The sequence below is a fragment of the Streptomyces sp. NBC_00390 genome (genome assembly GCF_036057275.1).
In the GTDB taxonomy this organism is placed as follows: domain Bacteria; phylum Actinomycetota; class Actinomycetes; order Streptomycetales; family Streptomycetaceae; genus Streptomyces.
The window spans coordinates 6,408,738-6,435,247 of record NZ_CP107945.1 but is presented as its reverse complement, the minus strand read 5'-3'; the positions used below and the strand labels follow the sequence as shown (position 1 = coordinate 6,435,247).

At 71.1% G+C, this 26,510-nt stretch carries 26 protein-coding genes; 10 read left to right on the top strand and 16 right to left on the bottom strand.

Going from position 1 to position 26,510, the window contains the following annotated elements:
- Window positions 1-112 precede the first annotated feature (112 nt).
- From OHS70_RS28430 to OHS70_RS28420, 3 genes are all read right to left on the bottom strand, one after another.
- Window positions 113-691, bottom strand: a complete 579-nt coding sequence (locus OHS70_RS28430; RefSeq protein ID WP_328401952.1) for a TerD family protein — start codon at window positions 689-691, stop codon at window positions 113-115.
- Window positions 692-823: 132 nt separating this feature from the next.
- The gene (uvrB, locus tag OHS70_RS28425; protein ID WP_328401950.1) at window positions 824-2,953 is read right to left on the bottom strand and encodes an excinuclease ABC subunit UvrB; all 2,130 of its coding nucleotides are present in this window, start codon (window positions 2,951-2,953) and stop codon (window positions 824-826) included.
- A gap of 80 nt (window positions 2,954-3,033) precedes the next feature.
- Window positions 3,034-3,912, bottom strand: a complete 879-nt coding sequence (locus OHS70_RS28420) for an MHYT domain-containing protein (RefSeq protein ID WP_328401948.1) — start codon at window positions 3,910-3,912, stop codon at window positions 3,034-3,036.
- A gap of 255 nt (window positions 3,913-4,167) precedes the next feature.
- Here OHS70_RS28420 and OHS70_RS28415 point away from each other — a divergent pair, with 255 nt between their 5' ends.
- The 5 genes from OHS70_RS28415 (at window position 4,168) to OHS70_RS28395 (ending at window position 8,933) form a co-directional block, all read left to right on the top strand.
- On the top strand, window positions 4,168-5,097 hold the full coding sequence (locus OHS70_RS28415) for a glycerophosphodiester phosphodiesterase (protein WP_328401946.1): 930 nt from the start codon (window positions 4,168-4,170) through the stop codon (window positions 5,095-5,097).
- Entirely contained in the window at window positions 5,094-5,624 is a 531-nt protein-coding gene (locus tag OHS70_RS28410) for a methylated-DNA--[protein]-cysteine S-methyltransferase (RefSeq protein ID WP_328401944.1), read from the top strand. The genes OHS70_RS28415 and OHS70_RS28410 overlap by 4 nt, the downstream gene beginning before the upstream one ends.
- A gap of 81 nt (window positions 5,625-5,705) precedes the next feature.
- Entirely contained in the window at window positions 5,706-6,980 is a 1,275-nt protein-coding gene (locus tag OHS70_RS28405; RefSeq protein WP_328401942.1) for an MFS transporter, read from the top strand.
- A 163-nt stretch (window positions 6,981-7,143) separates the two neighbouring features.
- Window positions 7,144-8,049, top strand: a complete 906-nt coding sequence (locus tag OHS70_RS28400) for a pseudouridine-5'-phosphate glycosidase (RefSeq protein ID WP_328401940.1) — start codon at window positions 7,144-7,146, stop codon at window positions 8,047-8,049.
- Complete coding sequence (locus OHS70_RS28395; protein ID WP_328401938.1) at window positions 8,046-8,933, top strand: carbohydrate kinase family protein; 888 nt, start codon at window positions 8,046-8,048, stop codon at window positions 8,931-8,933. The genes OHS70_RS28400 and OHS70_RS28395 overlap by 4 nt, the downstream gene beginning before the upstream one ends.
- A 9-nt stretch (window positions 8,934-8,942) precedes the next feature.
- Here OHS70_RS28395 and OHS70_RS28390 read toward each other — a convergent pair whose 3' ends face one another.
- The gene (locus tag OHS70_RS28390; RefSeq protein ID WP_328401936.1) at window positions 8,943-9,581 is read right to left on the bottom strand and encodes a uridine kinase; all 639 of its coding nucleotides are present in this window, start codon (window positions 9,579-9,581) and stop codon (window positions 8,943-8,945) included.
- A gap of 112 nt (window positions 9,582-9,693) precedes the next feature.
- On the opposite strand from OHS70_RS28390, the gene OHS70_RS28385 reads away from it, so the two are divergent.
- Window positions 9,694-9,930: a hypothetical protein gene (locus tag OHS70_RS28385; RefSeq protein WP_328401934.1), complete on the top strand. Its 237-nt coding sequence runs from the start codon at window positions 9,694-9,696 to the stop codon at window positions 9,928-9,930.
- Window positions 9,931-9,978: 48 nt separating this feature from the next.
- Here OHS70_RS28385 and OHS70_RS28380 read toward each other — a convergent pair whose 3' ends face one another.
- Entirely contained in the window at window positions 9,979-10,608 is a 630-nt protein-coding gene (locus tag OHS70_RS28380) for a winged helix-turn-helix transcriptional regulator (protein ID WP_328401932.1), read from the bottom strand.
- An 85-nt stretch (window positions 10,609-10,693) separates the two neighbouring features.
- Between OHS70_RS28380 and OHS70_RS28375 the strand changes: the two genes are divergently transcribed.
- Entirely contained in the window at window positions 10,694-11,905 is a 1,212-nt protein-coding gene (locus OHS70_RS28375; protein ID WP_328401930.1) for a pyridoxal phosphate-dependent aminotransferase, read from the top strand.
- Window positions 11,906-12,314: 409 nt separating this feature from the next.
- On the opposite strand, the gene OHS70_RS28370 is transcribed toward OHS70_RS28375, so the two are convergent.
- Window positions 12,315-13,046 carry a DUF7873 family protein gene (locus tag OHS70_RS28370; protein WP_328401928.1) on the bottom strand — a complete coding sequence of 244 codons (732 nt, stop codon included), beginning with the start codon at window positions 13,044-13,046 and terminating at the stop codon, window positions 12,315-12,317.
- A 68-nt stretch (window positions 13,047-13,114) separates the two neighbouring features.
- On the opposite strand from OHS70_RS28370, the gene OHS70_RS28365 reads away from it, so the two are divergent.
- The gene (locus OHS70_RS28365) at window positions 13,115-13,573 is read left to right on the top strand and encodes a hypothetical protein (RefSeq protein ID WP_328401926.1); all 459 of its coding nucleotides are present in this window, start codon (window positions 13,115-13,117) and stop codon (window positions 13,571-13,573) included.
- Between the two features lie 15 nt (window positions 13,574-13,588).
- On the opposite strand, the gene OHS70_RS28360 is transcribed toward OHS70_RS28365, so the two are convergent.
- Window positions 13,589-14,560, bottom strand: coding sequence for a D-2-hydroxyacid dehydrogenase family protein (locus OHS70_RS28360; protein WP_328401924.1), 972 nt, complete (start codon window positions 14,558-14,560; stop codon window positions 13,589-13,591).
- A gap of 45 nt (window positions 14,561-14,605) precedes the next feature.
- On the opposite strand from OHS70_RS28360, the gene OHS70_RS28355 reads away from it, so the two are divergent.
- Window positions 14,606-15,253 (top strand): DUF2293 domain-containing protein, encoded by a 648-nt coding sequence (locus tag OHS70_RS28355; protein ID WP_328401922.1) that lies wholly within the window; start codon window positions 14,606-14,608, stop codon window positions 15,251-15,253.
- Between the two features lie 5 nt (window positions 15,254-15,258).
- Here the strand turns inward: OHS70_RS28355 and OHS70_RS28350 are convergent, their stop codons facing one another.
- The 5 genes from OHS70_RS28350 to OHS70_RS28330 form a co-directional block, all read right to left on the bottom strand.
- Window positions 15,259-15,951 carry a chaplin gene (locus tag OHS70_RS28350; RefSeq protein WP_328401919.1) on the bottom strand — a complete coding sequence of 231 codons (693 nt, stop codon included), beginning with the start codon at window positions 15,949-15,951 and terminating at the stop codon, window positions 15,259-15,261.
- Window positions 15,952-16,280: 329 nt separating this feature from the next.
- Complete coding sequence (locus tag OHS70_RS28345) at window positions 16,281-17,600, bottom strand: SWIM zinc finger family protein (protein WP_328401917.1); 1,320 nt, start codon at window positions 17,598-17,600, stop codon at window positions 16,281-16,283.
- Window positions 17,597-20,503, bottom strand: coding sequence for a DEAD/DEAH box helicase (locus OHS70_RS28340; protein ID WP_328401915.1), 2,907 nt, complete (start codon window positions 20,501-20,503; stop codon window positions 17,597-17,599). Before OHS70_RS28340 ends, OHS70_RS28345 begins: the two co-directional genes overlap by 4 nt.
- Before the next feature lie 148 nt (window positions 20,504-20,651).
- Window positions 20,652-21,722, bottom strand: a complete 1,071-nt coding sequence (locus tag OHS70_RS28335; protein WP_328401913.1) for a slipin family protein — start codon at window positions 21,720-21,722, stop codon at window positions 20,652-20,654.
- Window positions 21,723-21,862: 140 nt separating this feature from the next.
- Window positions 21,863-22,303 (bottom strand): DoxX family protein, encoded by a 441-nt coding sequence (locus OHS70_RS28330; protein ID WP_328401911.1) that lies wholly within the window; start codon window positions 22,301-22,303, stop codon window positions 21,863-21,865.
- Window positions 22,304-22,428: 125 nt separating this feature from the next.
- Between OHS70_RS28330 and OHS70_RS28325 the strand changes: the two genes are divergently transcribed.
- The gene (locus OHS70_RS28325; protein WP_328405958.1) at window positions 22,429-22,686 is read left to right on the top strand and encodes a DUF6343 family protein; all 258 of its coding nucleotides are present in this window, start codon (window positions 22,429-22,431) and stop codon (window positions 22,684-22,686) included.
- A gap of 28 nt (window positions 22,687-22,714) precedes the next feature.
- Here the strand turns inward: OHS70_RS28325 and OHS70_RS28320 are convergent, their stop codons facing one another.
- From OHS70_RS28320 to rpsA, 4 genes are all read right to left on the bottom strand, one after another.
- The gene (locus tag OHS70_RS28320; RefSeq protein WP_328401909.1) at window positions 22,715-23,083 is read right to left on the bottom strand and encodes a tetratricopeptide repeat protein; all 369 of its coding nucleotides are present in this window, start codon (window positions 23,081-23,083) and stop codon (window positions 22,715-22,717) included.
- 89 nt (window positions 23,084-23,172) lie between these two features.
- On the bottom strand, window positions 23,173-23,778 hold the full coding sequence (coaE, locus tag OHS70_RS28315) for a dephospho-CoA kinase (protein ID WP_328401907.1): 606 nt from the start codon (window positions 23,776-23,778) through the stop codon (window positions 23,173-23,175).
- A 23-nt stretch (window positions 23,779-23,801) separates the two neighbouring features.
- Window positions 23,802-24,740: a PAC2 family protein gene (locus tag OHS70_RS28310; protein WP_328401905.1), complete on the bottom strand. Its 939-nt coding sequence runs from the start codon at window positions 24,738-24,740 to the stop codon at window positions 23,802-23,804.
- 189 nt (window positions 24,741-24,929) lie between these two features.
- Window positions 24,930-26,432, bottom strand: coding sequence for a 30S ribosomal protein S1 (rpsA, locus tag OHS70_RS28305; protein WP_328401903.1), 1,503 nt, complete (start codon window positions 26,430-26,432; stop codon window positions 24,930-24,932).
- Window positions 26,433-26,510 lie beyond the last annotated feature (78 nt).

Below are 26,510 nucleotides of genomic sequence, written 5' to 3'. Positions count from 1 at the left end.
GTCGTCGGCACGGTGAGCAGCTCACCGTGCGTCAATCGCGGTGCGTGGTACGCGGTGCAGCTCCCGGCGGCTGTGCCCCCGGGAGCTGCGTGTCCGTCCGCGCGGGCCGTACTTACAGGTGCGGCAGGATGGACGGCATCAGGTCCTGGAACGTCCGGCCGTTGGCCGGGTTGCCCAGAGCCGTCATCTTCCAGCCGCCGCCGACGCGGTGCACCTTTGCCATGATCTGCGCGGTGTACTGGCCGCCGCCGTCCAGGGTGTAGCGGGCCAGCTCCTGGCCGTTGCTCTCGTCGACGATGCGGCAGAAGGCGTTCTGCACCTCCTGGAACGTCTGGCCGGTGAACGAGTTCACCGTGAAGACGATCTGGTCGATGTGGACCGGCACCCGCTGCAGATCGACGAGGATCGCCTCGTCGTCGCCGCCCGAGCCCGCGCCGCCGACCAGGTTGTCACCCGTGTGCTTGACCGAGCCGTCATCGCTGACCAGGTGGCGGAAGAAGACCACGTCCACCGGCTGCTTGTCGGCGAACAGCACCGCCGACGCGTCGAGATCGATCTCACGGGTGCGCGAACCGAACAGACCGCGGCGAGGCGCCGCCTGCCAGCCGAGCCCCATCCGCACCGAGGTGAGGGTCCCCCCGTCGCTCTTCTGCAGGCTGATGGCCTGACCCTTGGTCATGTTGACCGTCACGCGCTGTCCCCTTCTTAGTATTTGCCGCCGCCCATATGTGCGGTTGTCCAGCACCCTACGCAGTCACTCCAACAGCGCAGCACAGTTGGTCGTTTTTTGTGTCGGTCTTGCAACACACCTGGTGTGCGGGGCTCAGGCGAGACCCGCCTCCTTCATCTGCCGCAGTTCCTTCTTCAACTCGCTCACCTCGTCGCGCAGCCGTGCCGCCACCTCGAACTGGAGCTCCGCGGCCGCGGCCCGCATCCGCTCGGTCATCTCCTCGATGATTCCGGCCAGTTCGGCCGCCGGGCGGTCGGAGAGCACCTCCCCCTTGCGGCCTGCCGCCCCCGCGCCGGAGCCGAGCACCGGGACCGGCGCCTTGGCCGCCTTGCCCGGTTTGCCCTCCTTGACCTGGCGGTAGCCGGTGCCGAGCAGCTCCTCGGTGTCGACCTCCTCACGCGCGATGGTGGCGACGATGTCGTTGATCTTCTTGCGGAGCGGCTGGGGGTCGATGCCGTTGGCGGTGTTGTAGGCGATCTGCCTCTCCCGGCGGCGGTTGGTCTCCTCGATCGCCTTATCCATGGCCGCGGTCACCTTGTCCGCGTACATATGGACCTGGCCTGAGACATTGCGCGCCGCGCGGCCGATGGTCTGGATCAGCGAGGTGCCGGAGCGCAGGAAGCCCTCCTTGTCCGCGTCGAGGATGGCCACCAGGGACACCTCGGGCAGGTCGAGGCCCTCACGCAGCAGGTTGATGCCGACCAGAACGTCGTACTCGCCCGCGCGCAGCTCGCGCAGCAGCTCGACCCGGCGCAGGGTGTCGACGTCGCTGTGCAAGTAGCGGACCTGGATGCCCAGTTCGAGGAAGTAGTCGGTGAGGTCCTCGGCCATCTTCTTGGTGAGCGTGGTGACCAGGACCCTCTCGTCCTTCTCCGTACGCAGGCGGATCTCGTGCACCAGGTCGTCGATCTGTCCCTCGGTGGGCTTGACGACGACCTCGGGGTCGACAAGGCCGGTGGGGCGGATGATCTGCTCCACGAAGCCGTCGCCGCGGGAGAGCTCGTAGGTGCCGGGGGTGGCGGACAGATAGACGGTCTGGCCGATCCGCTCCTGGAACTCCTCCCACTTCAGCGGGCGGTTGTCGAGCGCCGAGGGCAGCCGGAATCCGTGGTCGACCAGGGTGCGCTTGCGGGAGGCGTCTCCCTCGTACATGGCGCCGATCTGCGGCACGGTGACATGCGACTCGTCGATGACGAGCAGGAAGTCCTCGGGGAAGTAGTCGAGGAGGGTGTTGGGCGGGGAGCCGGGCTCCCGGTCGTCGAAGTGCATCGAATAGTTCTCGATGCCCGAGCAGGAGCCGATCTGGCGCATCATCTCGATGTCGTACGACGTACGCATGCGCAGCCGCTGGGACTCGAGCAGCTTGCCCTGTTTGTCCAGCTCGGCGAGGCGTTGTTCCAGCTCGGCCTCGATACCGTTGACCGCCTTCTCCATGCGCTCGGGGCCGGCCACATAGTGGCTGGCCGGGAAGACGTACAGCGACTGGTCCTCGCTGAGGATCTCACCGGTCAGAGGATGCAGGGTGGACAGCGCCTCGATCTCGTCGCCGAACATCTCGATACGGACGGCGAGCTCCTCGTAGACCGGGAAGATCTCGATGGTGTCGCCGCGGACCCGGAAGGTGCCGCGCTGGAACGCCATGTCGTTGCGCGTGTACTGGATGTCGACGAAGCGGCGCAGCAGCTGGTCGCGGTCGATCTCGTCGCCGACCTTGAGCTGCACCATGCGGTCCACGTACTCCTGCGGTGTGCCGAGGCCGTAGATGCACGAGACGGAGGCGACCACGACGACGTCCCGCCTGGTCAGCAGGGAGTTCGTCGCGGAGTGGCGCAGGCGCTCCACTTCCTCGTTGATCGAGGAGTCCTTCTCGATGTAGGTGTCCGACTGCGGGACGTACGCCTCGGGCTGGTAGTAGTCGTAGTACGAGACGAAGTACTCGACCGCGTTGTTCGGCAGCAGTTCGCGGAATTCGTTCGCAAGCTGGGCGGCCAGGGTCTTGTTCGGCGCCATCACGAGAGTGGGGCGCTGGAGCTTCTCGATCATCCAGGCGGTGGTCGCCGACTTACCGGTGCCGGTCGCACCGAGCAGGACGACATCCCTCTCACCTGCGCGGATACGCCGCTCCAGGTCGGCGATGGCGGTCGGCTGGTCGCCGCTGGGCTGGTAGTGGCTGACGACCTCGAAGGGCGCCACCGTACGTTCGATCTTGGAAACGGGCCGCATGCAACAACCGTACGACCCGCCACTGACACCAGGGGGGTGATCGGCCGCGCACGACCGCGGCCGGACCGGCCGGCCGGGGCTCAGCCCTTGCCGGAGCCCTGGTGCCCGCGGCGCATGCTGCGGTCGGCGGCCCAGGCGGCGGCCCTCGGATACGACGGCGCCGGCGTCCGCTGCGCGGGCACTCCGGGCCGGGCGCGGCCGCCGTCGGCCGGCAGCCGGACGGGCTCGCCCAGCACCAGCAGCGGGTCGAACATCACCACGACGGCGGCAAGGAGCAGGAAGACGCCGGGGCCGACCAGCACGGGAGCGAGGACCGTGGCGGCCGAGTCACCGCCGGCGGCGGAGCCGGCGACCGGATGCAGATGCACACTGACGGCAGCCATGCCCGTGTAGTGCATCCCGGTCACCGCGATCCCCATCACCAGGCTCGCGCCGAGGCTCGCCATGAAGCCGTGTATCGCGGCGGCGGCCCACAGCGCCAGCGTCGCGGCGACCACCGCGATCACCACGGACAGGGCGACGGTCCCCGTGTCGTACAGGAGGCGCCCCTCCAGCCGCATTCCGGCCATGCCGAGATAGTGCATGGAGGCCACACCGAGTCCGGTGATCGTGCCCCCGGTGACGAGGGCCATGGCCGTCGCACCCCGGTAGCCGACGATGAAGATGCCGATGCCGACCATGATCACGGCGACGGCGAGGCTGGCGAAGGTGGTCGGTCGGTCGTAGTTGACCGCCACCCCCTCGACGCTGAAGCCCATCATGGCTATGAAGTGCATCGTCCAGATTCCGGAGCCGATCGCGGTCGCGCCGAGGGCGAGCCACCCCGGTTTGAAGGACCGTCCGGTGCGCAGGGAGCGGGTGGTGCAGCGCAGGCCGAGCGCCCCGCCGAGGCATGCCATGAGAAAGGCGGCCACGGGCGTGACCAGCCCGTAGCTGAATCCGTCCACAGTGCCCTGCATGACCCTTGCCCTTCGTCCCGGGTGACGCCCCGCGATCCCTGCGATCCGTTGCGGACCCTGATGGAGGTCCGGTTCGGGCCGGAACACGGCCCGCAAGGCGGCACGCAAGCGTTGAGCGGTGTTGTCGACACGGAGTCTGACACGGAATGCGCGCCGCGCGGCCGCGTTCACGTTACGGCCATACTTCACTCGCACCTCGTTGACCGACTGCTGACACCCTCGGCTCGTCCGTGACCAACGACGTGAGGACCACTTATGTTCGCCCGCCCCGTCGCAGCGCTGGCCACCACCGCTCTCGGATTCAGTGCGCTGTTCCTGCCCGGATCCGCCGCGGGCACCGAGGACGCCACGGCACGGCACCGCGACCCGGTGGTCATCGCCCATCGCGGCGCGTCCGCCTACGCGCCGGAGAACACGCTCGCGGCGATCGACCTCGCAGCCCGTATGGGCTTCGCGTGGGTCGAGAACGACGTCCAGCGCACCAGGGACGGTGAGCTCGTGGTCGTGCACGACGATTCACTCGCCCGGACGACCGACGTGGAAGAGCGTTTTCCAGGCCGTGCGCCATGGAAGGTGAAGGACTTCACCGCCGCCGAGATCGCGACCCTGGACGCGGGCAGCTGGCGCGGACCCGAGTGGGCATGGGCCCGGGTGCCGACGCTCAAGGAGTACCTGAACCGGGTGGACGCCAACGGTCAGAAGCTGCTGCTGGAGATCAAGAAGCCGGTGCTGTACCCGGGCATCGAGCAGGACACCCTGCGGGTGCTCGGTGAAGAGGGCTGGCTCGACCGGGCGCACGTCGGACACCGGCTGGTCGTCCAGAGCTTCGGCGCGGACAGCATCAAGGCGGTCCACGCACTGCGGCCCGACATCACGACCGGTTTCCTCGGTACGCCCGCGGTGGCGGACCTGCCCGCGTTCGCGGCGTTCACGGACCAGATCAATCCCTCGCACACCTCGCTGAGCGCCGAGTACGTGGCCGCGGTCCACGCGCTCAAGGGCCCGCACGGCAGACCGCTGCGGATGAACACCTGGACGGTCGACGACGCGGAGGGCGCGGTGCGGGTGGCCGGGTTCGGAGTGGACGGGATCATCACCAACAACCCGGACGTGGTGCGGGACGCCATGGGCCGGGCTCCGGGCGCAGCGGGAGTGTCAGTGGCCGGTCGTACCGTGGTCCCATGAACAGCTTCGAGTGGACCACGGTCGGCACCGGCATCGGGCCGCTGCTTCTCGCCGCGACCGACGAGGGGCTGGTGAGCGTGGTCTTCCACGCCGACGCGGCGGTGCGGGACAGGGCGCTCGAGCGGCTGACGGGACGACTCGGCGCGGCGGGCGTCGAGGACCCGGCAGGGCGGCTCGCCGAGCCGATACGCCAGCTGGAGGCGTACTTCGCCGGCGGGCTGCGGACGTTCGACCTGGCACTGGACTGGTCGCTGTCCGGCGGCTTCAACCGCCGGGTGCTGTGCGAGCTGCTGGCCGGTGTCCCGTACGGGACGGTGGTCGGATACGGCGACCTGGCGGCCCGGGTGGGCCAGCCGGGTGCGGCCCAGGCAGTGGGCGCGGCGATGGGATCCAATCCGCTGCCGGTCGTGGTGCCCTGCCACCGGGTGGTGGAGACGGACGGGGGGCTCGGCGGGTTCGGCGGCGGTCCGGAGACCAAGCGGAAGCTGCTGGCACTGGAGGGTGTGCTGCCCGAGCCGCTGTTCTGACGTTGTTCCGGCGTCGGTCCGAGTTCCGGTGCGGCGCCCGCCGCTGTTTCGTGCGGAGGTGCGGGCTGGCACACTGCGCCGGTGACCGTAAGCCCTGACGCACCTGACATACCCGGCGGCATCGCGGTGCCCGCCGCAGGGCTGCCCGCGCTGCGGCGCAGGATCAACGCCGTACTGATCGCGAGCCAGATCCTCGGCGGACTCGGTGTCGCGACGGGGATCGCGCTGGCCTCGGTGCTGGCACAGGAGGTCAGCGGCACGGAGGCGCTGTCCGGTCTGGCCCCGACCGCGACCGTGGCCGGCACCGCGCTGCTCTCGATGCCGCTGGCCGCTCTGATGGCGGCGCGCGGCAGGCGGCCCGGGCTGGTCCTGGCGTATCTGATCGGGGCGGTGGGCGCGGGCGTGGTCGTGACGGGCGCGGTCGCCGGCAGCTTCCCTCTTCTGCTGGTGGGCATGGCCGGGTTCGGCGCGGCGTCGTCGGCGAATCTGCAGGCCCGTTTCGCGGCCGCCGACCTGGCCGAGCCGGAGCGTCGCGGCCGGGCCATCTCCACCGTCGTCTGGGCGACCACGATCGGGGCGGTCCTCGGCCCCAACATCGCGGCGCCCGCGGGTCGCAGCGTGTCCGGGCTCGGCATTCCGGCAGCGGCCGGCCCGTTCGTGTGGGCGGCCGGGGTCTTCCTCGTCGCGGCGGGCGTGGTCCTGATCCTGCTGCGCCCGGACCCGCTGCTCACGGCGCGGGCCCTGTCCCCGGCCGACCGCTCACCCGAGGGACGCTCGCTGCGCGCCGGGGTCCGGGCGGTCCGCGCCTCGCCCCGGGCCCGGCTGGCGCTGGTGACGGTGGCCGTGTCGCACACCGCGATGGTGTCGATCATGTCGATGACCCCGGTCGCGCTGAGCCACCACGGCGCGGACATCCAGCTGATCGGTCTGGTGATCAGCGGCCACATCGCGGGCATGTACGCGTTCTCGCCGGTGATGGGCTGGCTCGCGGACCGCATCGGACGGCTGTCGGTGATCGGGTTGGCCGCGGGGCTGCTCTGCGCCGCCGCCGTGCTGGCGGGCACGGCAGGAGCGAGCCACGGCCGGACGGCGATCGGCCTGTTCCTGCTGGGCCTGGGATGGTCGGCGGGTCTGGTCGCCGGTTCCACACTGCTGACCGACTCGGTACCGCAACCGGCCCGGGCCGCCGTCCAGGGCCTCTCGGACCTGACGAGCAACACATCGGCGGGCCTCGGCGGCGCGGCGGCGGGGCTGATCGTGGCCCAGGCGAGCTACGGCTGGCTGAACCTGATCGGCGCGTGCCTGCTGCTGCCGATGGCGGCCCTGACCGTCCACCGCGCCGTGGCCCGCGACTGACCTCCTGGGCCGGAGACCGGGCTCCGGCTCATGTGCTGCGACGGCGGACATGAGGGCGCGGTCGGCGCCAGACCGTCGCAGAACCTGCCGGTCAAGGACGTGTCCGTCGGTCCACGCCGGCTTTTGACGTTTGGGGGCACCGCTCCTGTGCCAGGGATGGGACATGCTGCTGACCCATGTGACCGACGAAGTCCAACAAGCCCTGGACGCACAGCGCCCGGTCGTCGCCCTGGAGTCGACGATCATCGCGCACGGACTGCCCCGCCCCCGCAATCTCGCCGTCGCCGAGGAGCTCGAGGGGCTGGTCCGGGACGCGGGCGCCGTCCCCGCCACCACCGCCGTACTGGACGGAATGGCCCATGTCGGCCTGGACAAGGACCAGCTGGAGCGGATCGCCGGGGACGACTCCATACGCAAGCTCGGTCACCGGGACCTCGCGCCCGCGCTCGCGGCAGGTGCGAGCGGGGCGACGACGGTGTCGGCGACGGCGTTCCTGGCGGACCGTGCCGGGATCCGGGTCTTCGCCACCGGAGGGCTCGGCGGTGTGCACCGGGGCTGGACCGAGACACAGGACGAGTCGGCGGACCTGCGGCTGCTCGCCAGGATCGGCATCACCGTGGTCTGTGCCGGGGTCAAGTCGATCCTCGACGTCCCCGCCACGCTCCAGCGGCTCGAAACCCTGGGTGTGGGCGTGATCGGGTACGGCACGGAGCAGTTCCCCGGTTTCTACCTGACGTCCGCGGGTGAACCGGTCGACTGGGTCGTGCATACGCCCGAGGAGGTGGCCGCGGTGATGCACGCGAAGGACGCGCTCGGCGCACCGCACTCCTCCCTGATCGTGGCCAACCCGGTGCCGGTGCGGGACCAGTTGGACCCGGCACTGCACGATCGCGTACTCGCCCGGGCCCTCGGCGAAGCACACGAGACGGGCGTCACGGGCCAGGCGGTCACTCCGTTCCTCCTCGAGAGGCTGATGCGGTACACCGAAGGCGCCTCGCTGGAGGCCAATCTCGCCGCGGTGCGCGGCAATGTCCGGCTCGCGGCACGGATCGCAGCGGCGTACGCATGACGGGCGGCGGACTGCTCGTCCTCGGGGACGTCGTCACCGATGTCGTGGCGCGCCACCGCACTCCGCTCGCGCGGGGCACGGACACGACGGCACGAATCCGTGTCCTGCCCGGCGGCGCCGGTGCCAACGTGGCCTGCTGGGCGGCCCGTCGGGCCTGCGGGGAGGTCCGGCTGCTCGCCAGGGTCGGCGCTGCCGATCTGCCGTGGCACGCGGAGCAGCTGCGAGCGGCCGGGGTGCACCCGTATCTCGTGCCCGATCAGGAGGTGCCCACCGCCACCGTCATCGCGCTCGTCGACGCGACGGCCGAGCGCACGTTTCTCACCGACAGCGGTGCGGTGCTGCACCTTGCCGCAGGGGACTTCTCGGCATCGATGCTGGACGGGGTCGGCGCCCTGCATGTGTCGGGCTACCTCCTCTTCTCCGGCACCAGCCGGGCCGCTGCCCGCCTGGCGATCGACTCGGCGCGGGAGAGGAACATCCCGGTGAGCGTCGACCCGGCCTCGGCGGGCTTCATCGCCGCGCTGGGTGCGGAGCACATGCTGTCGGCCCTCGACGGCGCGGATGTCCTCCTCCCCAACGCGGACGAGGCCCGGCAGCTCACCGGGCTGCCCGATACGGCGGCCGCGGCGGCCGCACTCAGCCGCCGTGTCCCGCTGGCCGTCGTCACGCTGGGCGCCCACGGGGCACTGGTCGCGGAGGCGGGCCGGGTGACGGCCCGCGTCGCGCCGCACGCGGCCGAGGCGGTGGACAGCACCGGTGCAGGCGACGCGTTCACGGGAGCGTTTCTCGCGGCCCGCCTCTCGGGGGCGGACGCCCCGACGGCCGCGGACGAGGGCTGCCGGGCGGGGGCCCTGGCCGTCACACTGACCGGCGGCCGGCCCTGAGCAGCCGGATCAGTGCAGGCCGCCCCACGCCGGGTGGCGGGGGTCGTCGGCCCGTACGAGTACGTCCGCGGCGTCCCCGGGACCGGTCTCGTCCTCGTAGCGGGCGAACGCCGGGAGCGTCCAGCGTTCCCGCTGGTCCGTGCGGCGCTCCAGCGCGGCCGGTGACAGGCGCAGATGCACGGTCAGGTCGAACGGGAACCAGTGCCCGAGCAGAAACGGGCCGTGCAGCAACAGCACTCCCCCGGGCGGGAGTTCGACGGGCGCCGAACGAGTCGCCCGGTCGGTCGCCGGGTCCCACAGATCGGGCAGCGCCTGCCCGGTGCCGCCCGGCTCCAGGGGTCCGAAGACCTCCCGCCACAGCGCGCCGGTGTCGAACCAGCCGCTGTAGTACGTGTCGGGGTCCTCGCGCCCGTGCTCGTACCGCAGCGACGCGGGCTTGAGAAACCCGTCCGTGCCGGCCACCAGCACGCCGCGCCCGCGCAGCCGCAGGGCCTCGGCGAGCGGACGGGCGAGTTCTTCGGGCCGTGCCGCGGGGGCGCCGTCGATGCCGATGCGCAGCCACGGGCTGCCGTCCGCGGCCCGGGTCCGAAGGATCCGGGCCGCGAGTGCTTCGGTCAGCCGCTCCCAGGTGATCGCTTCGAGTCGCACGCGCCCATCATCGCCCGGCGGGCCGCGGCCTGTCCTCGTCGAAGAGGTGCGCTCCGGTATCGGCCACCGGCAGCTGCGACCACGGTTCATCGGCCGAATCCGACATGCCAGGGTGCAGGCCGGTGCCGTCGTCTCCTCCCGGCTGCGCTACGACCTCGACGTCGTACGCGACAGCAGCGTCGCTGACTTCGTGCGGACCTGTCAGGCCGGCCGCCACGGTACGGCGGTGGCCTCGCGCACCGTGCGGGTCGAGTACAAGGGGCAGAAGCCGTACACCGGCTCCGATCCGCTCAAGGACCCCCGGCTGAGCACCTCGGGCGCGACGGTCGTCGTCACCGGCGAGCGCTGATTCACCCGCTGCCCGCGGGGCCGTTACCGCCGCTCGGAAGGGACGTGCTCATACGCCGAGGAACGCCGTGTCCCCTTGCACCGTGATCCGCCCGGTCCGTACGCCGTCCGCCAGCGTCAACTCGCCTCTGCCGAGCGCGGTACAGGTGTCCGCGTCCAGGGTCAGGCACGCGTCCGGCCGGCTGGCGGGACCGTCTCCGTAGTCAGGTCCGCCGCCTCCCAGTCGTACGTGGAAGACACCTTCGTCCAGCCGCACCTCCACCACCCCCGAACGGTCCGCCGGCCCGGCGAGCGCGCGCACCAGCGGGATCGCGAACCAGTGCGCGCGTACCGCGTCGGTGGGCCGGCGTTCGGCCAGCTCGGGCGCTCCCCAGCCGGCCAGGGCGGTGAGCACGGGAAGCAACTGCCGTCCCCGCACGGTCAGTTCGTACACGATCGCGGCGGAGGGCGGCGGGAGCTTGCGGCGCGTGGCCAGTCCGTCCCGTTCCATGTCCTTGAGCCGGGAGGCCAGGACGTCCGTGCTGACGCCCGGCAGGTCCGCGTGCAGGTCGGTGTAGCGACGGGGGCCCGCCAGCAGCTCGCGGACGATCAGCAGGGTCCACCGGTCTCCGACGGCGTCGAGCGCGCGGGCGGCGGCGCAGTACTGGTCATAGCTTCGGCGGCGCGTCAGGCGTGGCATGCGAGGAGTCTAGACAAGTTGTTGGACTTTCCAAGCTCCAACTTGGTAAAACCAAGTACGTCATTCGGTCCGGGGAGGGCACGACATGGAATTCCGGCAGTCGAGCAAGCTCAGCGAGGTCTGCTACGAGATCCGCGGTCCGGTGATCGAGCACGCCAACGCGCTGGAGGAAGCCGGCCACAGCGTGCTGCGCCTCAACACGGGCAATCCGGCGCTCTTCGGCTTCGAGGCGCCCGAGGAGATCGTCCAGGACATGATCCGGATGCTCCCGCAGGCCCACGGCTACACCGACTCCCGCGGCGTCCTCTCCGCCCGCCGCGCGGTGGCCCAGCGCTACCAGTCTCTCGGCCTGCCCGACGTGTCCGTCGACGACATCTTCCTCGGCAACGGCGTCTCCGAGCTGGTCTCCATGGCCGTCCAGGCCCTGCTGGAGGACGGCGACGAAGTGCTCATCCCCGCCCCGGACTTCCCGCTGTGGACCGCGGTGACCACCCTCGCCGGCGGCAAGGCGGTGCACTATCTGTGTGACGAGGAGTCCGACTGGTACCCGGATCTCGCCGACATGGCCTCGAAGATCACCGACCGTACGCGGGCGGTCGTGATCATCAATCCCAACAACCCCACCGGCGCGGTCTATCCGCGTGAGATCGTCGAAGGCATCCTCGATCTCGCGCGCCGCCACCAGCTGATGGTGTTCGCCGACGAGATCTACGACCAGATCGTGTACGACGACGCCGTCCACCACACGGCAGCAGCCCTCGCGCCCGATCTCGTGGTGCTCACCTTCGGCGGACTGTCCAAGACGTACCGCGTCGCCGGATTCCGCTCGGGCTGGCTCGTGGTCACCGGCCCCAAGCAGCACGCCCGCAGCTACCTCGAGGGCCTGACGATGCTCGCCTCGATGCGGTTGTGTGCCAACGCCCCCGCCCAGTACGCAATCCAGGCCGCGCTCGGCGGCCGCCAGTCCATCCGGGAGCTGGTCGCGCCCGGCGGCAGGCTCCACGAGCAGCGCGACCGGGCCTGGGAGAAGCTGAACGAGATCCCCGGTGTCTCGTGCGTCAAGCCGAAGGGTGCGCTGTACGCGTTCCCGCGGCTCGACCCGAAGGTGCACCGGATCCACGACGACGAGAAGTTCGTGCTGGACCTGCTGCTGCGCGAGAAGATCCAGGTCGTGCAGGGCACGGGCTTCAACTGGCCGCGTCCCGACCACTTCCGGATCCTCACCCTGCCGCATGCCGACGACCTCGACGCGGCCATCAGCCGTATCGGCCGCTTCCTCAGCGGCTACCGGCAGTGACCCGGGAGAAAGGAGCGGGCCCGGGGGCGTAGCCTGCCCCCGAGCCCTGTGAATGCCGCTCACGATCACACGCCGGCACACTTGAGGACCCGGGTCAGTCGTCATTGCGTCGCGTCCTGCCTTTGGACCACCGCCGATCGAGCTCGGCGGACCAGATTCGAACTGGCATTTCGACGCACCAGGGCCCGGGCCCGGTCGATCCGGCGATGAGCGGCGAATGCTGAGTCTGGAGCGAGAGTCTGAGATTCATCGCGGTCTGCCTCTGCCGAGTTGGGCCACCCCGGCCTGTGGTGCCGGGGGGAGGACTCGAACCTCCACTGGGACCGCGTGGTTCACGACAAGCTTCAGTTTCAGCTTTGCGCTCCTCGCGCACCCCGCCCGCGCTCCGGCGGACGGGGGGTTCATGGGGCTATCCGAAGAGATAGCCGAAGACCGCGTCACCCACCCGCCGGTCGGTGACCTCCGCGCCGTTCGCCTCCTCACGAGCGAACTTCACGGCCTGCTGGAGCTTCTCCACCCGGTCCAGGAGCTCGTTCACCCGCCGGGCCGGCAGCGCGCCGGAGAACTTCACGGTGGTCCAGTAACCCACCGGCACGTCCTCGTAGTACACCTCGACCTGCGCCGGGTGCTTCTCGGTGGCTTCGGCCTTCACATGGTTGCGCGGCACCTTCTTGGTCCGCAGCGTCCGCACGGCCTCGGTCTTCCAGGCGTCGGTCGACGGGTCCTGCGTCCACGACTCGGAGGCGTCCAGCACCGGAAGCTTGCGCACGAAGGTGTTGATGTCGGTCAGCTGCTTCTCGAGGAAGAGCAGATACGCCACCGGCACATCGCTCACCAGCGCGCGCCCGTCCACGGTCACATCCGCGCGCGCCGCGCAGTTGGCCCAGTCCTTGGTGGCGGTCACATCGAACAGCCTGGTCAGCGTCTTGGCCGTCTCGCGCAGCACGTCCTCGGCCTTGACCTGCACCCGGGTGGACTCGGGCGGCAGCTGCTCGCCCTCCTCGTCCTTCGGCTGGTACGTCCGCGAGATACCGGCGAGCAGGGCAGGCTTCTGGAGCCCGTGATGGGCGGCCGTCAGGTCCTGATGCGCCTTGGACTTGACGCCTTTCTCCACTGCGATGATCTGATTGAGTTTCGCCACGCAGGTGAAGCTAGCAGTACCGCTCGAATCGATCGATCGATTATTCGGAGCACGGGAATCGAGGCACCATGTGGACAGCCGTCATCGCGGTCGTAGGCACCCTGCTCGGCTCGGTGGCGACCCACTTCTTCCAGCGGCAGACGGCTGAGCGGACCGCCGCCCTCACCCGCGCCGAACAGCTTCGCCAGGAACGGATCTCGGCGTACAGCTCGTTCGCGGACGCGCTCGTCGACTACCGGCGCGGTCAGAACGACCGCTGGCACCGGGCCCAGGACGCCCCGGGCAGCGCGGTGGCCGAACAGTCCCGGATCGACTCCTACCGCCTGCGATCCGCCGCCCATCAGTCGCTGATCCGCGTCCAGTTGGTATGTGACGACACGGCGGCGCTGGAGCTTGCCGCAGCCGCCTTCGAGGTGACCAACTGCATGCACGAGGCGCAGGACGAGGACGACCGGGCGGAACGTTCCGAGCAGGCCCGCGAGACGCTGTCGGAGTTCATCGGCGCCGCGGCTCCGGGAGTCCGCTGAGGGCCGCCTCGGGGGCTACCCGGCCGCCTCGGTGAGCGTACGGACCGGCGTGCCCGCGAGGTATGCGGCGATGTTCTCGACCGCTTCGCCGTAGTAGCGCTCATAGTTGCCGTGGGTGACATAGCCGAGATGCGGCAGCCCGAGGAAGCGGGGAACCGTACGCAGCGGGTCGTCGGCCGGCAGTGGCTCGGTCTCGAAGACGTCCGACGCCGCTCCGGCGATCCAGCCCTCGTGCAGGGCACGGGCGAGCGCCTGCTGATCGACGATCGCTGCCCGCGAGGTGTTGACGAGGTACGCGGTACCGTGCATCCGCCGCAGCTCGGCCGCGCCGATCAGACCCCGGGTGCGGTCGCTGAGCTGCAGATGCACCGACACGACGTCACCAGCCTCGAGGAGCTCGTCCAGCGACTTCGCCCGTACGACGCCGTGTTCGGCGGCCCGCTCGGCGGTGAGGTTCCGGCTCCAGGCCATCACCTCCATACCGAAGGCCTGTCCCACTCGGGCGACCTGGGTGCCGATCTTCCCCAGGCCGAGGAGGGCGAGGCGGCGCCCGTGCAGGTCGCTGCCGATCGTGGACTGCCAGGCGCCGCCGTGTCGCAGAGCGGTGCTCTCCTCGACGACATGGCGGGCGAGGCCCAGAATCAGCGCCCAGGTCAGCTCGGCGGGCGGTGTGGAACTGCTGGCGGTGCCGCACACGGTGACGCCGTGCCGGGCGGCCGCCGCGAGATCGATCGAGGCATTGCGCATGCCCGAGGTGATCAGCAGGCGCAGCCGCGGCAGCCGGGCGAAGAGGGACGCGCCGAAGGGGGTGCGCTCACGCATCACGACCAGGATCTCGCAGTCGCCGACGGCGTCGGCGACGTCCTCCTCGGAGGTGAAATGGGTGCGAAGCGCCCGGACTTCGACGGCATTCCCGAGCGAGGACCAGTCCGCGTGGGAGAGTGCGACCCCCTGGAAGTCGTCGAGAACGGCACAGTGCAGCGTCATGAGGGCCGAGCGTAGCGGGGCAGTGCGTGTGGGTACGCTCCGGGCATGGACCTGGTGGTCATAGAACCACTGAAGGACAAGCACTGCGCGGAGTGCCGCCGCGGACCGCTCACGCTGCATGTGCTCGAGTTCCGTCGCCCCATCTGCCTGGACTGCGCGGATCTTGCCCATCTGGTGTATCTGCCGCGGGGCAGTGCGGCGCTCACCCGGCGGGCGCGCGAGGCCAGTTCACTGTGCGCGGTCGTGGTGCGCTTCCACCGGCGCCGGGGGCGCTACGAGCGCCAGGGGCTGCTGGTCGAGGAGGCGGCACTCGCCCGCGCCGAGTCGGCCTGCCTCGCCGATGCGGAGGCCCGGGCCCGGCGTCGGGAGCGGGACGCCGTACGGAGGGCGGCCGAGGACGTGCGGTTCACCGCCGAACTGTGCGCCGAGATCCGCCGGCTGTTTCCGGGCTGTCCTGCCGAGCGGGCCGCCGGCATCGCCGCGCATGCCTCGGTGCGCGGCAGCGGCCGGGTGGGCCGGACTGCGGCGGGCCGCTCTATGGAGCAGGAGGCGGTCACCGCCGCTGTCCGGGCTTCCGTACGGCATCTCGACACCCCGTACGACGCGCTGTTGATGGCCGGGGTCAGCCGCCACGAGGCGCGGGCGCGGGTGGCGTCGGCGATCGACGCGGTGCTGGCGTCGTGGTGCTCGTAGCCGGGTCAGGCGCGCGCCGACTGCTGCGCGGGCCGGAAGCGGCGGTAGAGCACCAGGCCGCCGAGCAGCATGGTCGCACCCGCAGGTACGGCGAACGCCAGCGCGTCACTGCCGGTCTGCGCCAGGGACGGGCCCCTGGTGCCGCTCTCACCGAGGGGCGGCTCGGTCTGCGGCGGTACGGTCCTCGGCGGTGTGACCGGCGGCTTGCCCGATACGTTCTCCGACGAGTTGCCGACGGCGGGGTTGCCGATGCCGACGACGTTCACCGAGTTGCCGCTGACATTGAGCGGCACGTCGACGGGCAGCTGGACGCCGTTGCCGCTGAGGACGCCCGGGGAGTTCTCCGCTGCACCGTCGGCCCTCGCGCCGCCGCCGTCGGCGAGAGTGCCCGGGGCGCGGGTGCCGCCCTGGTGCGCGACGCCGGCACGCGAGCCGCCGGAGGCGGCGGCACCGCTCGAGTCGTTGGAGCATCGGTTGCCGGCCGCCGGGTTCAGCAGACCGACGACGTCGACCGTGTTGCCGCACACGTTGACCGGAACGTTCACCGGGATCTGCACCGCATTGCCGGCCAGCACTCCCGGCGAGTTGGACGCGCCGCCGCTCGCGCTGGAGTCCGCCTGCGCGTATCCCGTCGCCATGGCCAACGCGCCACCCGTGAGCATCACGGTGGTCAGGCCCTTTCGGTGAACCTGCCTCATAGTTCCCTGCTTTCGGAAGATAATCTCGGGACACTCGCCCGCACCGGAAATAACGCCGCGAGGCCTCATCGGTTCTGGTGAAACCTCCATTCACCCCATCGGGTGGGCAATGTGTCGAACTGGCCGTCACCCTTCTGGATACGGCGTCCGCGGGTCGCGCGGTCGGCGCGGGCGGCCGTTCTGCGAGCTCGGTGGCAATGGCGGGCACACCGAGGGGCAGGGGTCCGGTCCCGGATCGGGATCCGGACGTCGACAACGGTCGCGCATACGTCCGAAGGCGGGTACGCCGTGCGCCGGTGTGGCCGCGATGCCGTGAGGCAGCCGGCCCGTCAGCCGCCGGCAAAGGAGGTGAGCGCTCCCACCGGGTCCGCGTCGGGGGTCCCCCGTGGCCACCAGTCCTCACGGTCCGGGTCCGACTCGTAGCCGTACCAGAGGCCGTCGCGGCCGAAGCGCAGCTGCAGCAGGGGGGCACCCCCGCCCGGAGGCTGGGGGAGGCTGGCGAGCTGGTTGCGCCAGGGGCGGAACGGCGGGAAGTCCGCGGCGATGAGAGCGGGCCGGGCCCGGTCGAAGGGGCCCGCGGGCGGGTCCCACGGCTCTTCCAGTACGGCGAGGGCCGCAGGTCCGCCCTGCCGCCAGGCGGCGACGGCGCGCGCCAGGTCGGTGGGGGTGCGGCCGGAGGCCGCTGCGAGATCGCGGTAGAGGGTGCGGGTGGAGGCCGTCAGCCCCGAGCCGGGGTGGCCTGCGGCCAGCCGGACCGCGTCCTGCCATTGCGTCAGGTGCGCGACGGGATCCCGCCCGGTGACCAGGAGAGTGTGGGCGCGTGCGGCGGCCTCGCCGGCCAGCAGGTCCAGCGCGAGCGGGTCGGGCGCGCCGGGCGCCTGCGGATACGACGGCGGCCGGCCGGCCCGGTCGGGGGCCGGGAAGGGCGGCGGAAGCGCGGGCCGCGACGTCTCGGCGACGGCCGCGCGGGCGGGGACGGTCGCCATGGGGGCGTCGGCCGCGGTGGTGGTCCGCTCGGCAGCCGATCGTGTGGCATTGCGGCGGGCCAGAGCGGCGAGGAGCTCCCGCTCGCCGCGACCGCGCATCAGGAACAGCACGAACGGGTCCTGGTCCAGCAGTCTGGCCGTCTGGTAGCACAGGGCCGCCACATGCTTGCAGGGATAACCGTCGTCCGGGCAGGAACAGTCGGGGATCAGGTCGCCGGGTGCGGGCAGCAGATCGACGGCGGCCGCCAGGCCGTGCGGCACGTCCTTGTCGAGCAGCGCCGCGATGTGGTCCGGCCGGGCCGCGGCGGCTGCGAGGAAGTCGTCCCACTCGTCGTCGGTGAGGGTGCGCAGGCGGATCTCCGTGCGGTACGGGCGCGGCCTGCTGCCGTGGACGTACGCCAGGACGCGGCCGGGGGTGACGGTGATCGCCGCGACGTTCCCCCCGCGGGCATAGGCACGGCCGCGGAGCAGCCGGGCCTGGTCGAGGGCCATGTCCTCCAGGGCGTCCACCCAGGCATGGCCCCACCAGGTGGCCGCGGCCTCCTCGCCGCCGAGCGGCTCCAGGGCGGGGAAGGTACGGCGGTGGTCGTCGTGCCCGGGCAGGGATCCGGAACGGGATCCGGGACGGGCGGGCCCGGTGCGCGCGCGGTCCGGCCTGTTCATGCGGACCTCCGCAGGGAGACGAGATCGGCCAGCTCACGGTCGGTCAGCTCGGTCAGGGCCGCCTCGCCCGTGCCCAGAACCGCGTCCGCCAGCGCCCGCTTGGCGGCGAGCATCTCGGCGATGCGGTCCTCCACGGTGCCCTCCGCCACCAGCCGGTGGACCTGTACGGGCTGGGTCTGGCCGATGCGGTACGCCCGGTCGGTCGCCTGCTCCTCCACCGCGGGGTTCCACCAGCGGTCGAAGTGGACGACATGACCGGCACGGGTGAGGTTCAGGCCGGTGCCTGCCGCCTTCAGGGAGAGGATGAACACCGGGACCTCACCGGACTGGAAACGGTCGACCATGCGCTCGCGCTCGGCCACCGGCGTGCCGCCGTGCAGGAGCAGGCTCGGGATCGCGCGGGCCGCGAGATGGGCCGACAGCAGCCGGGCCATGGTTACGTACTGGGTGAAGACCAGGACCGAGCCGTCCTCCGACAGGATCGTGTCCAGCAGCTCGTCCAGGAGGGCGAGTTTGCCGGAGCGGCCGGCGAGCCGGGGGCCGGCGCCGGCCGTCCCGGACTCCTTGAGAAACTGCGCCGGATGGTTGCAGATCTGCTTGAGGGCGGTCAGCAGCTTCATCACGAGGCCGCGGCGGGCGATGCCCTGCGCGCCCTCGATCGCTGCCATCGCCTCCCGCACGACCGCTTCGTACAAGGACGCCTGTTCGCGGGTGAGCGCGACGGGATGGTCGGTCTCGGTCTTCGGCGGGAGCTCCGGAACGATGCCCGGATCGGACTTCCTGCGCCGCAGCAGGAAGGGGCGGACCAGCCGGGCCAGCCGCTGGGCCGCCTCGTCGTCCTCACCCAGCTCCACCAGGCGGGCATGGCGGGCACGGAAGGCCCCCAGCGGGCCGAGCAGACCCGGTGTCGTCCAGTCGAGCAGCGCCCACAGCTCGGAGAGGTTGTTCTCCACCGGGGTGCCGGTCAGGGCGACGCGGGCCGGGGTCGCAATGGTGCGCAGCGCCTTGGCGGTCGCCGAGAACGGGTTCTTCACGTGCTGCGCCTCGTCGGCGACCACCATGCCCCAGGTGTGCGCGGCCAGCCGCTCGGCGCTGGTGCGCATCGTGCCGTAGGTGGTCAGCACGAAGCCGCCGGCCGGCGCCTCGCCGGTCCCGGCGTCGAACGTGCCACCGGGCTCGTCGTCCGGTCCGGGCAGGGAGCGGTCGGTGCCGTGGAAGCGGCGCACCGGCACGCCAGGGGCGAAACGGGCGATCTCCCGCTGCCAGTTGCCGAGGAGCGAGGCCGGGCAGACGACGAGAGTCGGTGCCTGGCGTGCGCGGCGCAGATGCAGGGCGATCACGGTGACCGTCTTGCCGAGCCCCATGTCGTCGGCGAGGCAGCCGCCGAGCCCGAGGCCGGTCATCAGATCCAGCCAGGCCAGCCCGCGCAGCTGGTACTCGCGCAGGGTGGCATGCAGACCGGCCGGTGCCTCGACGGGAGCGGCCACGGCGCTGAGCCGGTCACGCAGGCTCTCCAGCGCGCCGGTCGGCACCGCCTCCACCGTCTCGCCGTCCACCTCGGCGGTACCGGTCAGCGCGACGGCGAGCGCGTCGACGGGCTCGAGCAGCCCCAACTCCCGCTTGCGCGCCTTGCGTACGAGATCGGGATCGACCACGACCCACCGGTCCCGCAGCCTGACGACAGGACGGTGGGACTCGGCCAGAGCGTCCATCTCCCGCTCGGTGAGCGGCTCGCCGTCCAACGCCAACTGCCAGTTGAACTTGAGTAGTTCATCGCTGTCGAAGAACGGCGTGCCGTCGGTGGCCGAGCCGGGCGCGGGCCGTACGACCGCCGCGGCCGTGAGAGTCCGCGCCAGCTCCCTGGGCCAGTGGACGGCGACTCCTGCGGCGTCCAGGCGCGCCGCGCCGGGCCCCAGCAGCTCGTACAGCTCGTCCTCGGTCAGCGGCAGCACGTCCGGCACGTCCCGCTCCAGCAACCGCGTCAGCGGCGACCAGACCCGGGCGGCGCGGCGCAGTGCCAGCACGGCATCGATCCGGGCGCGGGGCCCGAAGTGCTCGTCGCCGTCGCCCGCCCACAGCCGTGCGGCGTCCCTCACGAGCGTCGGGTCGGCAAGGCTGTGCACCTGGACCAGGGCGGCACCGGCACTGCGCTCGGCGCCGTCCTCGTCGGCCTTGTCGAAGAGCTCGAACGCGGACAGGTCCAGGCGCAGCGAGACGCGCACCCCGGCGTCCATGCCCGCTGCCGCCTCGGCGGCCCACTCGCGCGCGGCAGGCAGATGCTGTGCACCCGCCGCCGCGAAGGGCGCACCCGCGGCGTGCGCGGCGGCCGGGGTACGCGGCAGGGTGTCGGCGACCGCGTCGAAGAATGCGCGCACCAGGGCCTCTGGGTCGGGCAGCCGCAGCGGGCGCAGCCCGGGAAAGGGCGCGGCATGCGCTTCGTACGGCATGGCGGCCGCGATGGCGCGCAGCTGGGCGATGTCGTCGGCGTCCAGCGGTCCGGCCCGCCAGGCGTCGTGGTCGTGCGCGGTCAGGCCGGGCAGCAGACGGCCGCGGGCCACCAGATGAAGGGCGTGCAGCGCGGCGGCACCCCAGCAGGCTGCCGCAGGGTGTGCGGCCGGATCGTGACGGGCCCGGGCCAGCAGTGGCAGGGCCTCGACCACCGGCAGCAGCACGGCGGGCACGGTGCGGCTGCGCACCCCTGCGCCGTGCGGCCGCACGACGGTGAGCCGGCCGCTGCCGCCGTCTGCGGCACCCGGCGCTTCGGCCTCGGCACCCACCAGGTCCGGAACCGGGCCGCCGTCCGGGTTCCAGAAGGCGACGCGGCCCTCGCGTGGCAGACCGGCGGGCACGAAGACCGCCGCGCAGGCGCGCAGCGGATGCGCCGGACTCGCGTCCAGGATCATCAGGGCCACCTCCCCTCGGGCCGTCGCCGTGCCCGGACGCCGCAGCGCCCGAGCACCCGATCACTCGATCCACGACCTTACGGGCAGGGTCCGACAATGACCCCGGTCACCGCTATGACCTGCGAATATATCGGCGATGGGCGGCTTGTCAGGCTGCGGCGGGCGGTCCTGCGGGCGGAAGCCGCGACGGGTCCCGGCGCTCCTGCACCCGTGCCTCGGCCAGCGCCTCGACGGACCCGGATGCGACCTCGGGCCCCTGGCCGTCACCGTCAGGATCCGGCCACCCCGGCGCCGGGGCGCCGAGCGCGGACCGTTCGGGCACCGGTTCCTCCACAGCGGCCCGACCCTCCACCGGCTGGGCAGAGGCCCGCTCCGGCGTCCCGGGTTCCGGCGTCACCGGTCCCGGTGCCACCTGGTCAGCCGTATGCGTATGCGGCGGCAGCGTGCCCGCCGGTCCGGGCTGCTGAGCCCGCTCCAGGAAACGCAGCAGCTCCACGGGGAACGGCAGCACCAGCGTGGAGTTCTTCTCGGCGGCGACGGCGACCACGGTCTGCAGCAGTCGCAGCTGCAGCGCGGCCGGCTGCTTCGACATCTCCTTCGCGGCCTCGGACAGCTTCACCGATGCCTGCAGCTCGGCATCGGCGTTGATGACCCGGGCGCGCCGCTCACGGTCGGCCTCGGCCTGTCGTGCCATCGACCGCTTCATGGCCTCCGGCAGCGACACATCCTTGATCTCCACCCGGTCGACCTGCACACCCCAGCCGACCGCAGGGCTGTCGATCATCAGCTCGAGCCCCTGGTTGAGCTTCTCGCGGTTGCAGAGCAGATCGTCCAGATCGCTCTTGCCGATGATGGAGCGCAGCGACGTCTGGGCCATCTGCGACACAGCGAAGCGGTAGTCCTCGACCTCGATGACGGCGTTGGCCGGGTCGATCACCCGGAAGTAGACGACCGCGTCGACCCGCACCGTGACGTTGTCCCGGGTGATGCCCTCCTGGGCCGGGATGGGCAGGGTCACGATCTGCATGTTCACCTTGCGCAGCCGGTCGACCCCGGGAACGATCATGGTGAATCCGGGCTGGCGGATCTGGTTCCGCAGCCGTCCGAGGCGGAACACGATGCCCCGTTCGTACTGCTTCACGACCTTCGCCGCCGCGGCCACGTACACCGCACACACCGAGGCGGCCGCCACACCGGCCACCAGCAGTTCCTCGACCATCGGGGCACCCCCTGTCGTCCGAGGTGGATATCGCGAGGATGACTACCACGGTATGTCCGTTATGCCCGGCGGGGCGAACCCTCATTCCCGCACCCCGCACTCGCGGCCGCCGGTACCGGCGCGCTGTCGGCCTCCGCCCCTCAGGCGCGCCCGCGGACCAGGGCGAAGAGTTCCGCCGTGCGCCGGCGGCGGACCCGGGCGACCACGGCCAGCAGGACGAAGAAGACGACCGGCGTCACCGCGTACTGCCCGTCGAACACCACGACCTGGGTCAGGAACGCCCCGATCATCAGTCCCATCAGGGCGAGCGCCGAGAGGCCGGACAGAACCGGGATCACGAGCGCGATCGCGCCGGCCAGCTCCAGGGCGCCGACGAGGTACATGTACCAGTCCCCGTAGCCGATCCTGTCGAAGCTCTCGGTCGCCGAGGAATGCGCGACGAGCTTCGGAGCAGCGCTCGCGACGGCGAAGAACAGCGCGAGCAAGATCTGCAGGGCACGCACCGCGACGTCCGTACGGCGCCCCGGCCCTGCGGCGGTGGTGGCAGTGGTGTTCGCAGTGGTGGTGGTCGTGGCAGACATCGTGGTCCCCTCCGGTGATTTCTCCCGCGCTCGGCAGCGCGTTCAGGAGGTGGACGATCGCGACGCCCAGGACTCATCGCTGTTCCGGAAAGCGGGTGCATGCTGGAAGGGAAGAGGCGATGACCATGCGTACCGGGAACGAGCCGATCACCGCGCGCAGTCCGCTGCGGCTGCGCTTCTGGCTGAGCCTGTGGGGCCTGATCTGGGCGGCCGGGGGCACGGCGGCCTTCGCACTCGCCGGGCGCCCGGGCTGGGCGGCGGCGTGCGGGGTGCTGCTCGTGATCGTGACCGTGGACCTGGCGTTGGTGCTGCGCCATATCCACCAGGGGCCGCACTACCAGCCGGGCCGCAACATCCCGCCGTACGAGCCCGACCACGGCTGATGCGCCGCCGCCGCGAGCGGCAGCGGCGTCAGGCCCCGCCGTCGAAGCCGGCTGCCTTCAGATATTCGGGCTTGGGGTCCAGCGCGGCCGCCAGGCGGAAGTGCCGCTTCGCCTGTTCCGGCCGTCCTGCGCGCTCGAACGTCCGGGCCAGTGCGAAGTGAGCGAAGGCGTTGTCCGGCTCCCGCTCCAGGACCAGCTCGAACTCGAGCTCTGCCGGACGCAGCTGTGCCGCGGCGAAGAAGGCCCTGGCACGCAGCAGCCTGGCCGCCGTGTTCTCTGGGTGGGCTGCGATGACCGAGTCCAGCAGCTTCACGGCACCACGCGGATCACGCGCGGCCAGCAACTGCTCGGCCGCGCGGAAGTCGATGACGTGCGTATCCGGGTTGCTGTTCGCCACGGAGGCATCCTTCCCTTCGACGCCCGGTTGCAACACCGCATCCGGCAACGCTATTCCGGCCGCGCCCCGGTGTCACGGCCGCCTGCGGATCAGCCGGCGGACACCGCCCGCCGGGAGAGCTCCTCCCACACCGTGCGGACCTGCGGTTCCAGCTTCTCCAGCGGTCCGTCGTTGTCGATCAGCAGATCGGCGACCGCCCGCCGCTCCTCACGGGTGGCCTGTGCCGCCATCCGCGCCCGGGCCTCGGACTCCGCCATGCCGCGCAGCCGCACCAGCCGGTCGAGCTGTGTCTCGGGGGCCGCGTCCACCACCACGACCAGGTCGTACAGCGGCGCCAGCTTGTTCTCGGTGAGCAGCGGTACGTCGTGGACGACCACGGCGTCCGCGCCCGCAGCGCCCTGAAGTTCCGTGGAGCGCGCGCCGACCAGCGGATGGACGATCGCGTTCAGCGTGGCGAGGCGCTCGGCGTCGGCGAAGACGATGGTGCCGAGCTTCGGCCGGTCCAGGGTGCCGTCCGGCGTCAGGATGCCGGTGCCGAAGGCGTCGACGACGGCCGCGAGCCCCGGCGTGCCGGGCTCGACGACCTCACGGGCGATCCGGTCGGCGTCGATCAGCACCGCCCCGTACGACACCAGTAGCCGGGACACTTCGCTCTTTCCGGCTCCGATTCCGCCGGTCAACCCCACGGTCAGCATGGCGGCAGCCTACGCGAGCCCCCTCAGGCCTCACCCTCGCGCTCCGCCAGGAAGCGCTCGAACTCGCGGCCGAGCTCGTCGGCAGACGGCAGGTCGACCGGCTCGGCGACCAGATTGCCCCTGGTCTCGGCGCCCGCCACCGCGTCGTACTGGTGCTCAAGGCCCTGTACGAGCGCCACGAGCTCTTCGTCGCCCTCGCCGATCTGGCGCTCGATCTCGGTCTGGGTACGGTGCGCCTCGGTGCGCAGTGTGTGCGCGACGGCAGGCAGCACCAGGCCCGTCGCGGCCGTGATCGCCTCCAGCGCGGTCAGCGCCGCGTCCGGGTACGAGGAGCGGGCGACGTAGTGCGGCACATGTGCGGCGACTCCCAGCACGTCGTGGCCGGATTCCATCAGGCGGTACTCCACCAGCGACTCGGCGCTGCCGGGGACCTGCGCCTCGTCGAAGGGGCTGCGGTGACCGGGCATGAGGTCCGTGCGGTTGCCGTGCGGGGTGAGGCCGACGGGGCGGGTGTGCGGAACGCCCATCGGGATGCCGTGGAAGTTGACAGCGAGCCGTACGCCGAGCCGCTCGACGATCTGGCGCACAGCGGCCGCGAAACGCTCCCACTCGACATCCGGCTCGGGGCCGGACAGCAGCAGGAACGGCGCGCCCGTCGCGTCCTGGACGAGCCGGACGTCCAGCGTCGGGGTCTCGTAGCCGGTCCAGCGGTCACGCCGGAAGGTGAGCAGCGGACGGCGGGCGCGGTAGTCCACGAGCCGGTCGTGGTCGAAGCGCGCCACCACCTGGTGGGGAAGCGAACCCAGCAGATTGTCGACGATCTGCTCGCCGGTCTCGCCCGCGTCGATGTAGCCCTCGAAGTGGTACAGCATGACCAGACCGGCCGACTCCTGCGCGAGCGCCATGTCGACGACCGCCAGACCCTTCGGCTCCCATTCGTACAAACCCTGCGGATCAAGCACGGATACCGCTCCTCCTCGTGTCCTCACAGAAGAACGCGTGGTCGAGCAGGTGCATTCCCTGTTCCGCCGCCGAACACCCCACCGGCGTGGCGCAGTTCGCCGGCGAAGCGGCCCGCGAACGCCGTAAGGCCCGCTCCCCCAGGGGGAGCGGGCCTTACGTCAGCTGTCTACCAGCCCGGGGTCAGAGCCTCAGCTCTGGCCGCCGGCCAGCTTCTCGCGCAGGGCGGCCAGCGCCTCGTCCGACGCCAGGGCGCCGGAGTTGTCGTCCGACTCCGAGGAGTACGAACCGCCGGACGCACCCGCCGGGGCACCGGCCGGAGCGGCGGGGCCACCCTCGGCAGCGGCGGCCTCGTCGGCCTCGCGGGACTTGATGACCTGGGCCTGGTGCTGCTCGAAGCGCTGCTGCGCCTCGGCGTACTGCGTCTCCCACGCCTCACGCTGGGTCTCGAAGCCGTCGAGCCAGTCGTTGGTCTCCGGGTCGAAGCCCTCGGGGTAGATGTAGTTGCCCTGGTCGTCGTAGGACGCGGCCATGCCGTACAGGGTCGGGTCGAACTCGACCGAGGCCGGGTCGGCACCGAAGGACTCGTTGGCCTGCTTCAGCGAGAGGCTGATGCGGCGGCGCTCGAGGTCGATGTCGATGACCTTGACGAAGATTCCGTCGTTGACCTGGACGACCTGCTCCGGGATCTCCACGTGGCGCTCGGCCAGCTCGGAGATGTGGACCAGACCCTCGATGCCCTCGTCGACGCGCACGAACGCACCGAACGGAACGAGCTTGGTGACCTTACCCGGGACGACCTGACCGATCTGGTGGGTCCGGGCGAACTGCTGCCACGGGTCCTCCTGCGTCGCCTTGAGCGACAGGGAGACACGCTCGCGGTCCATGTCCACGTCGAGAACCTCGACGGTGACTTCCTGGCCGACCTCGACAACCTCGGAGGGGTGGTCGATGTGCTTCCAGGAGAGCTCGGAGACGTGGACGAGACCGTCGACGCCACCCAGGTCCACGAAGGCACCGAAGTTGACGATCGAGGAAACGACGCCGGAGCGGACCTGACCCTTCTGCAGGGTGGTGAGGAACGTCTGGCGCACCTCGGACTGGGTCTGCTCGAGCCAGGCACGGCGGGACAGGACCACGTTGTTGCGGTTCTTGTCCAGCTCGATGATCTTCGCCTCGAGCTCCTTGCCCACGTAGGGCTGGAGGTCGCGGACGCGACGCATCTCGACGAGGGAGGCCGGCAGGAAGCCACGGAGGCCGATGTCGAGGATGAGACCACCCTTGACAACCTCGATGACGGTGCCGGTGACGATGCCGTCCTCTTCCTTGATCTTCTCGATGGTGCCCCAGGCACGCTCGTACTGGGCGCGCTTCTTCGAGAGGATCAGGCGGCCTTCCTTGTCCTCCTTCTGGAGAACAAGGGCCTCGATCTCGTCGCCGACCTTGACGACCTCGTTCGGGTCGACGTCGTGCTTGATCGAGAGCTCGCGGCTCGGGATGACACCTTCGGTCTTGTAACCGATGTCGAGCAGGACCTCGTCCCGGTCGACCTTCACGATGACGCCGTCGACGATGTCGCCGTCGTTGAAGTACTTGATCGTCTCGTCGATCGCGGCGAGGAAGGCTTCCTCGTTACCGATGTCGTTGACCGCAACCTGCGGGGTGGTGGCGGTGGTCTCGGTGCTGCTCGTCATGTGGGAAAGGGCTCCGGTACGGACATTGAAGTCGTAGGTACTGCTACGCCGAGAGCCCGTATCGCAGCTGCAGAAGCC

Bases quoted from the DNA above. Each gene is read 5' to 3' on its own strand.
- uvrB (WP_328401950.1), bottom strand. From the start codon at position 2,953: ATGCGGCCCGTTTCCAAGATCGAACGTACGGTGGCGCCCTTCGAGGTC.
- OHS70_RS28420 (WP_328401948.1), bottom strand. From the start codon at position 3,912: ATGCAGGGCACTGTGGACGGATTCAGCTACGGGCTGGTCACGCCCGTG.
- OHS70_RS28415 (WP_328401946.1), top strand. From the start codon at position 4,168: ATGTTCGCCCGCCCCGTCGCAGCGCTGGCCACCACCGCTCTCGGATTC.
- OHS70_RS28410 (WP_328401944.1), top strand. From the start codon at position 5,094: ATGAACAGCTTCGAGTGGACCACGGTCGGCACCGGCATCGGGCCGCTG.
- OHS70_RS28400 (WP_328401940.1), top strand. From the start codon at position 7,144: ATGCTGCTGACCCATGTGACCGACGAAGTCCAACAAGCCCTGGACGCA.
- OHS70_RS28395 (WP_328401938.1), top strand. From the start codon at position 8,046: ATGACGGGCGGCGGACTGCTCGTCCTCGGGGACGTCGTCACCGATGTC.
- OHS70_RS28380 (WP_328401932.1), bottom strand. From the start codon at position 10,608: ATGCCACGCCTGACGCGCCGCCGAAGCTATGACCAGTACTGCGCCGCC.
- OHS70_RS28375 (WP_328401930.1), top strand. From the start codon at position 10,694: ATGGAATTCCGGCAGTCGAGCAAGCTCAGCGAGGTCTGCTACGAGATC.
- OHS70_RS28365 (WP_328401926.1), top strand. From the start codon at position 13,115: ATGTGGACAGCCGTCATCGCGGTCGTAGGCACCCTGCTCGGCTCGGTG.
- OHS70_RS28360 (WP_328401924.1), bottom strand. From the start codon at position 14,560: ATGACGCTGCACTGTGCCGTTCTCGACGACTTCCAGGGGGTCGCACTC.
- OHS70_RS28355 (WP_328401922.1), top strand. From the start codon at position 14,606: ATGGACCTGGTGGTCATAGAACCACTGAAGGACAAGCACTGCGCGGAG.
- OHS70_RS28350 (WP_328401919.1), bottom strand. From the start codon at position 15,951: ATGAGGCAGGTTCACCGAAAGGGCCTGACCACCGTGATGCTCACGGGT.
- OHS70_RS28345 (WP_328401917.1), bottom strand. From the start codon at position 17,600: ATGAACAGGCCGGACCGCGCGCGCACCGGGCCCGCCCGTCCCGGATCC.
- OHS70_RS28340 (WP_328401915.1), bottom strand. From the start codon at position 20,503: ATGATCCTGGACGCGAGTCCGGCGCATCCGCTGCGCGCCTGCGCGGCG.
- OHS70_RS28335 (WP_328401913.1), bottom strand. From the start codon at position 21,722: ATGGTCGAGGAACTGCTGGTGGCCGGTGTGGCGGCCGCCTCGGTGTGT.
- OHS70_RS28330 (WP_328401911.1), bottom strand. From the start codon at position 22,303: ATGTCTGCCACGACCACCACCACTGCGAACACCACTGCCACCACCGCC.
- OHS70_RS28325 (WP_328405958.1), top strand. From the start codon at position 22,429: ATGCGTACCGGGAACGAGCCGATCACCGCGCGCAGTCCGCTGCGGCTG.
- coaE (WP_328401907.1), bottom strand. From the start codon at position 23,778: ATGCTGACCGTGGGGTTGACCGGCGGAATCGGAGCCGGAAAGAGCGAA.
- rpsA (WP_328401903.1), bottom strand. From the start codon at position 26,432: ATGACGAGCAGCACCGAGACCACCGCCACCACCCCGCAGGTTGCGGTC.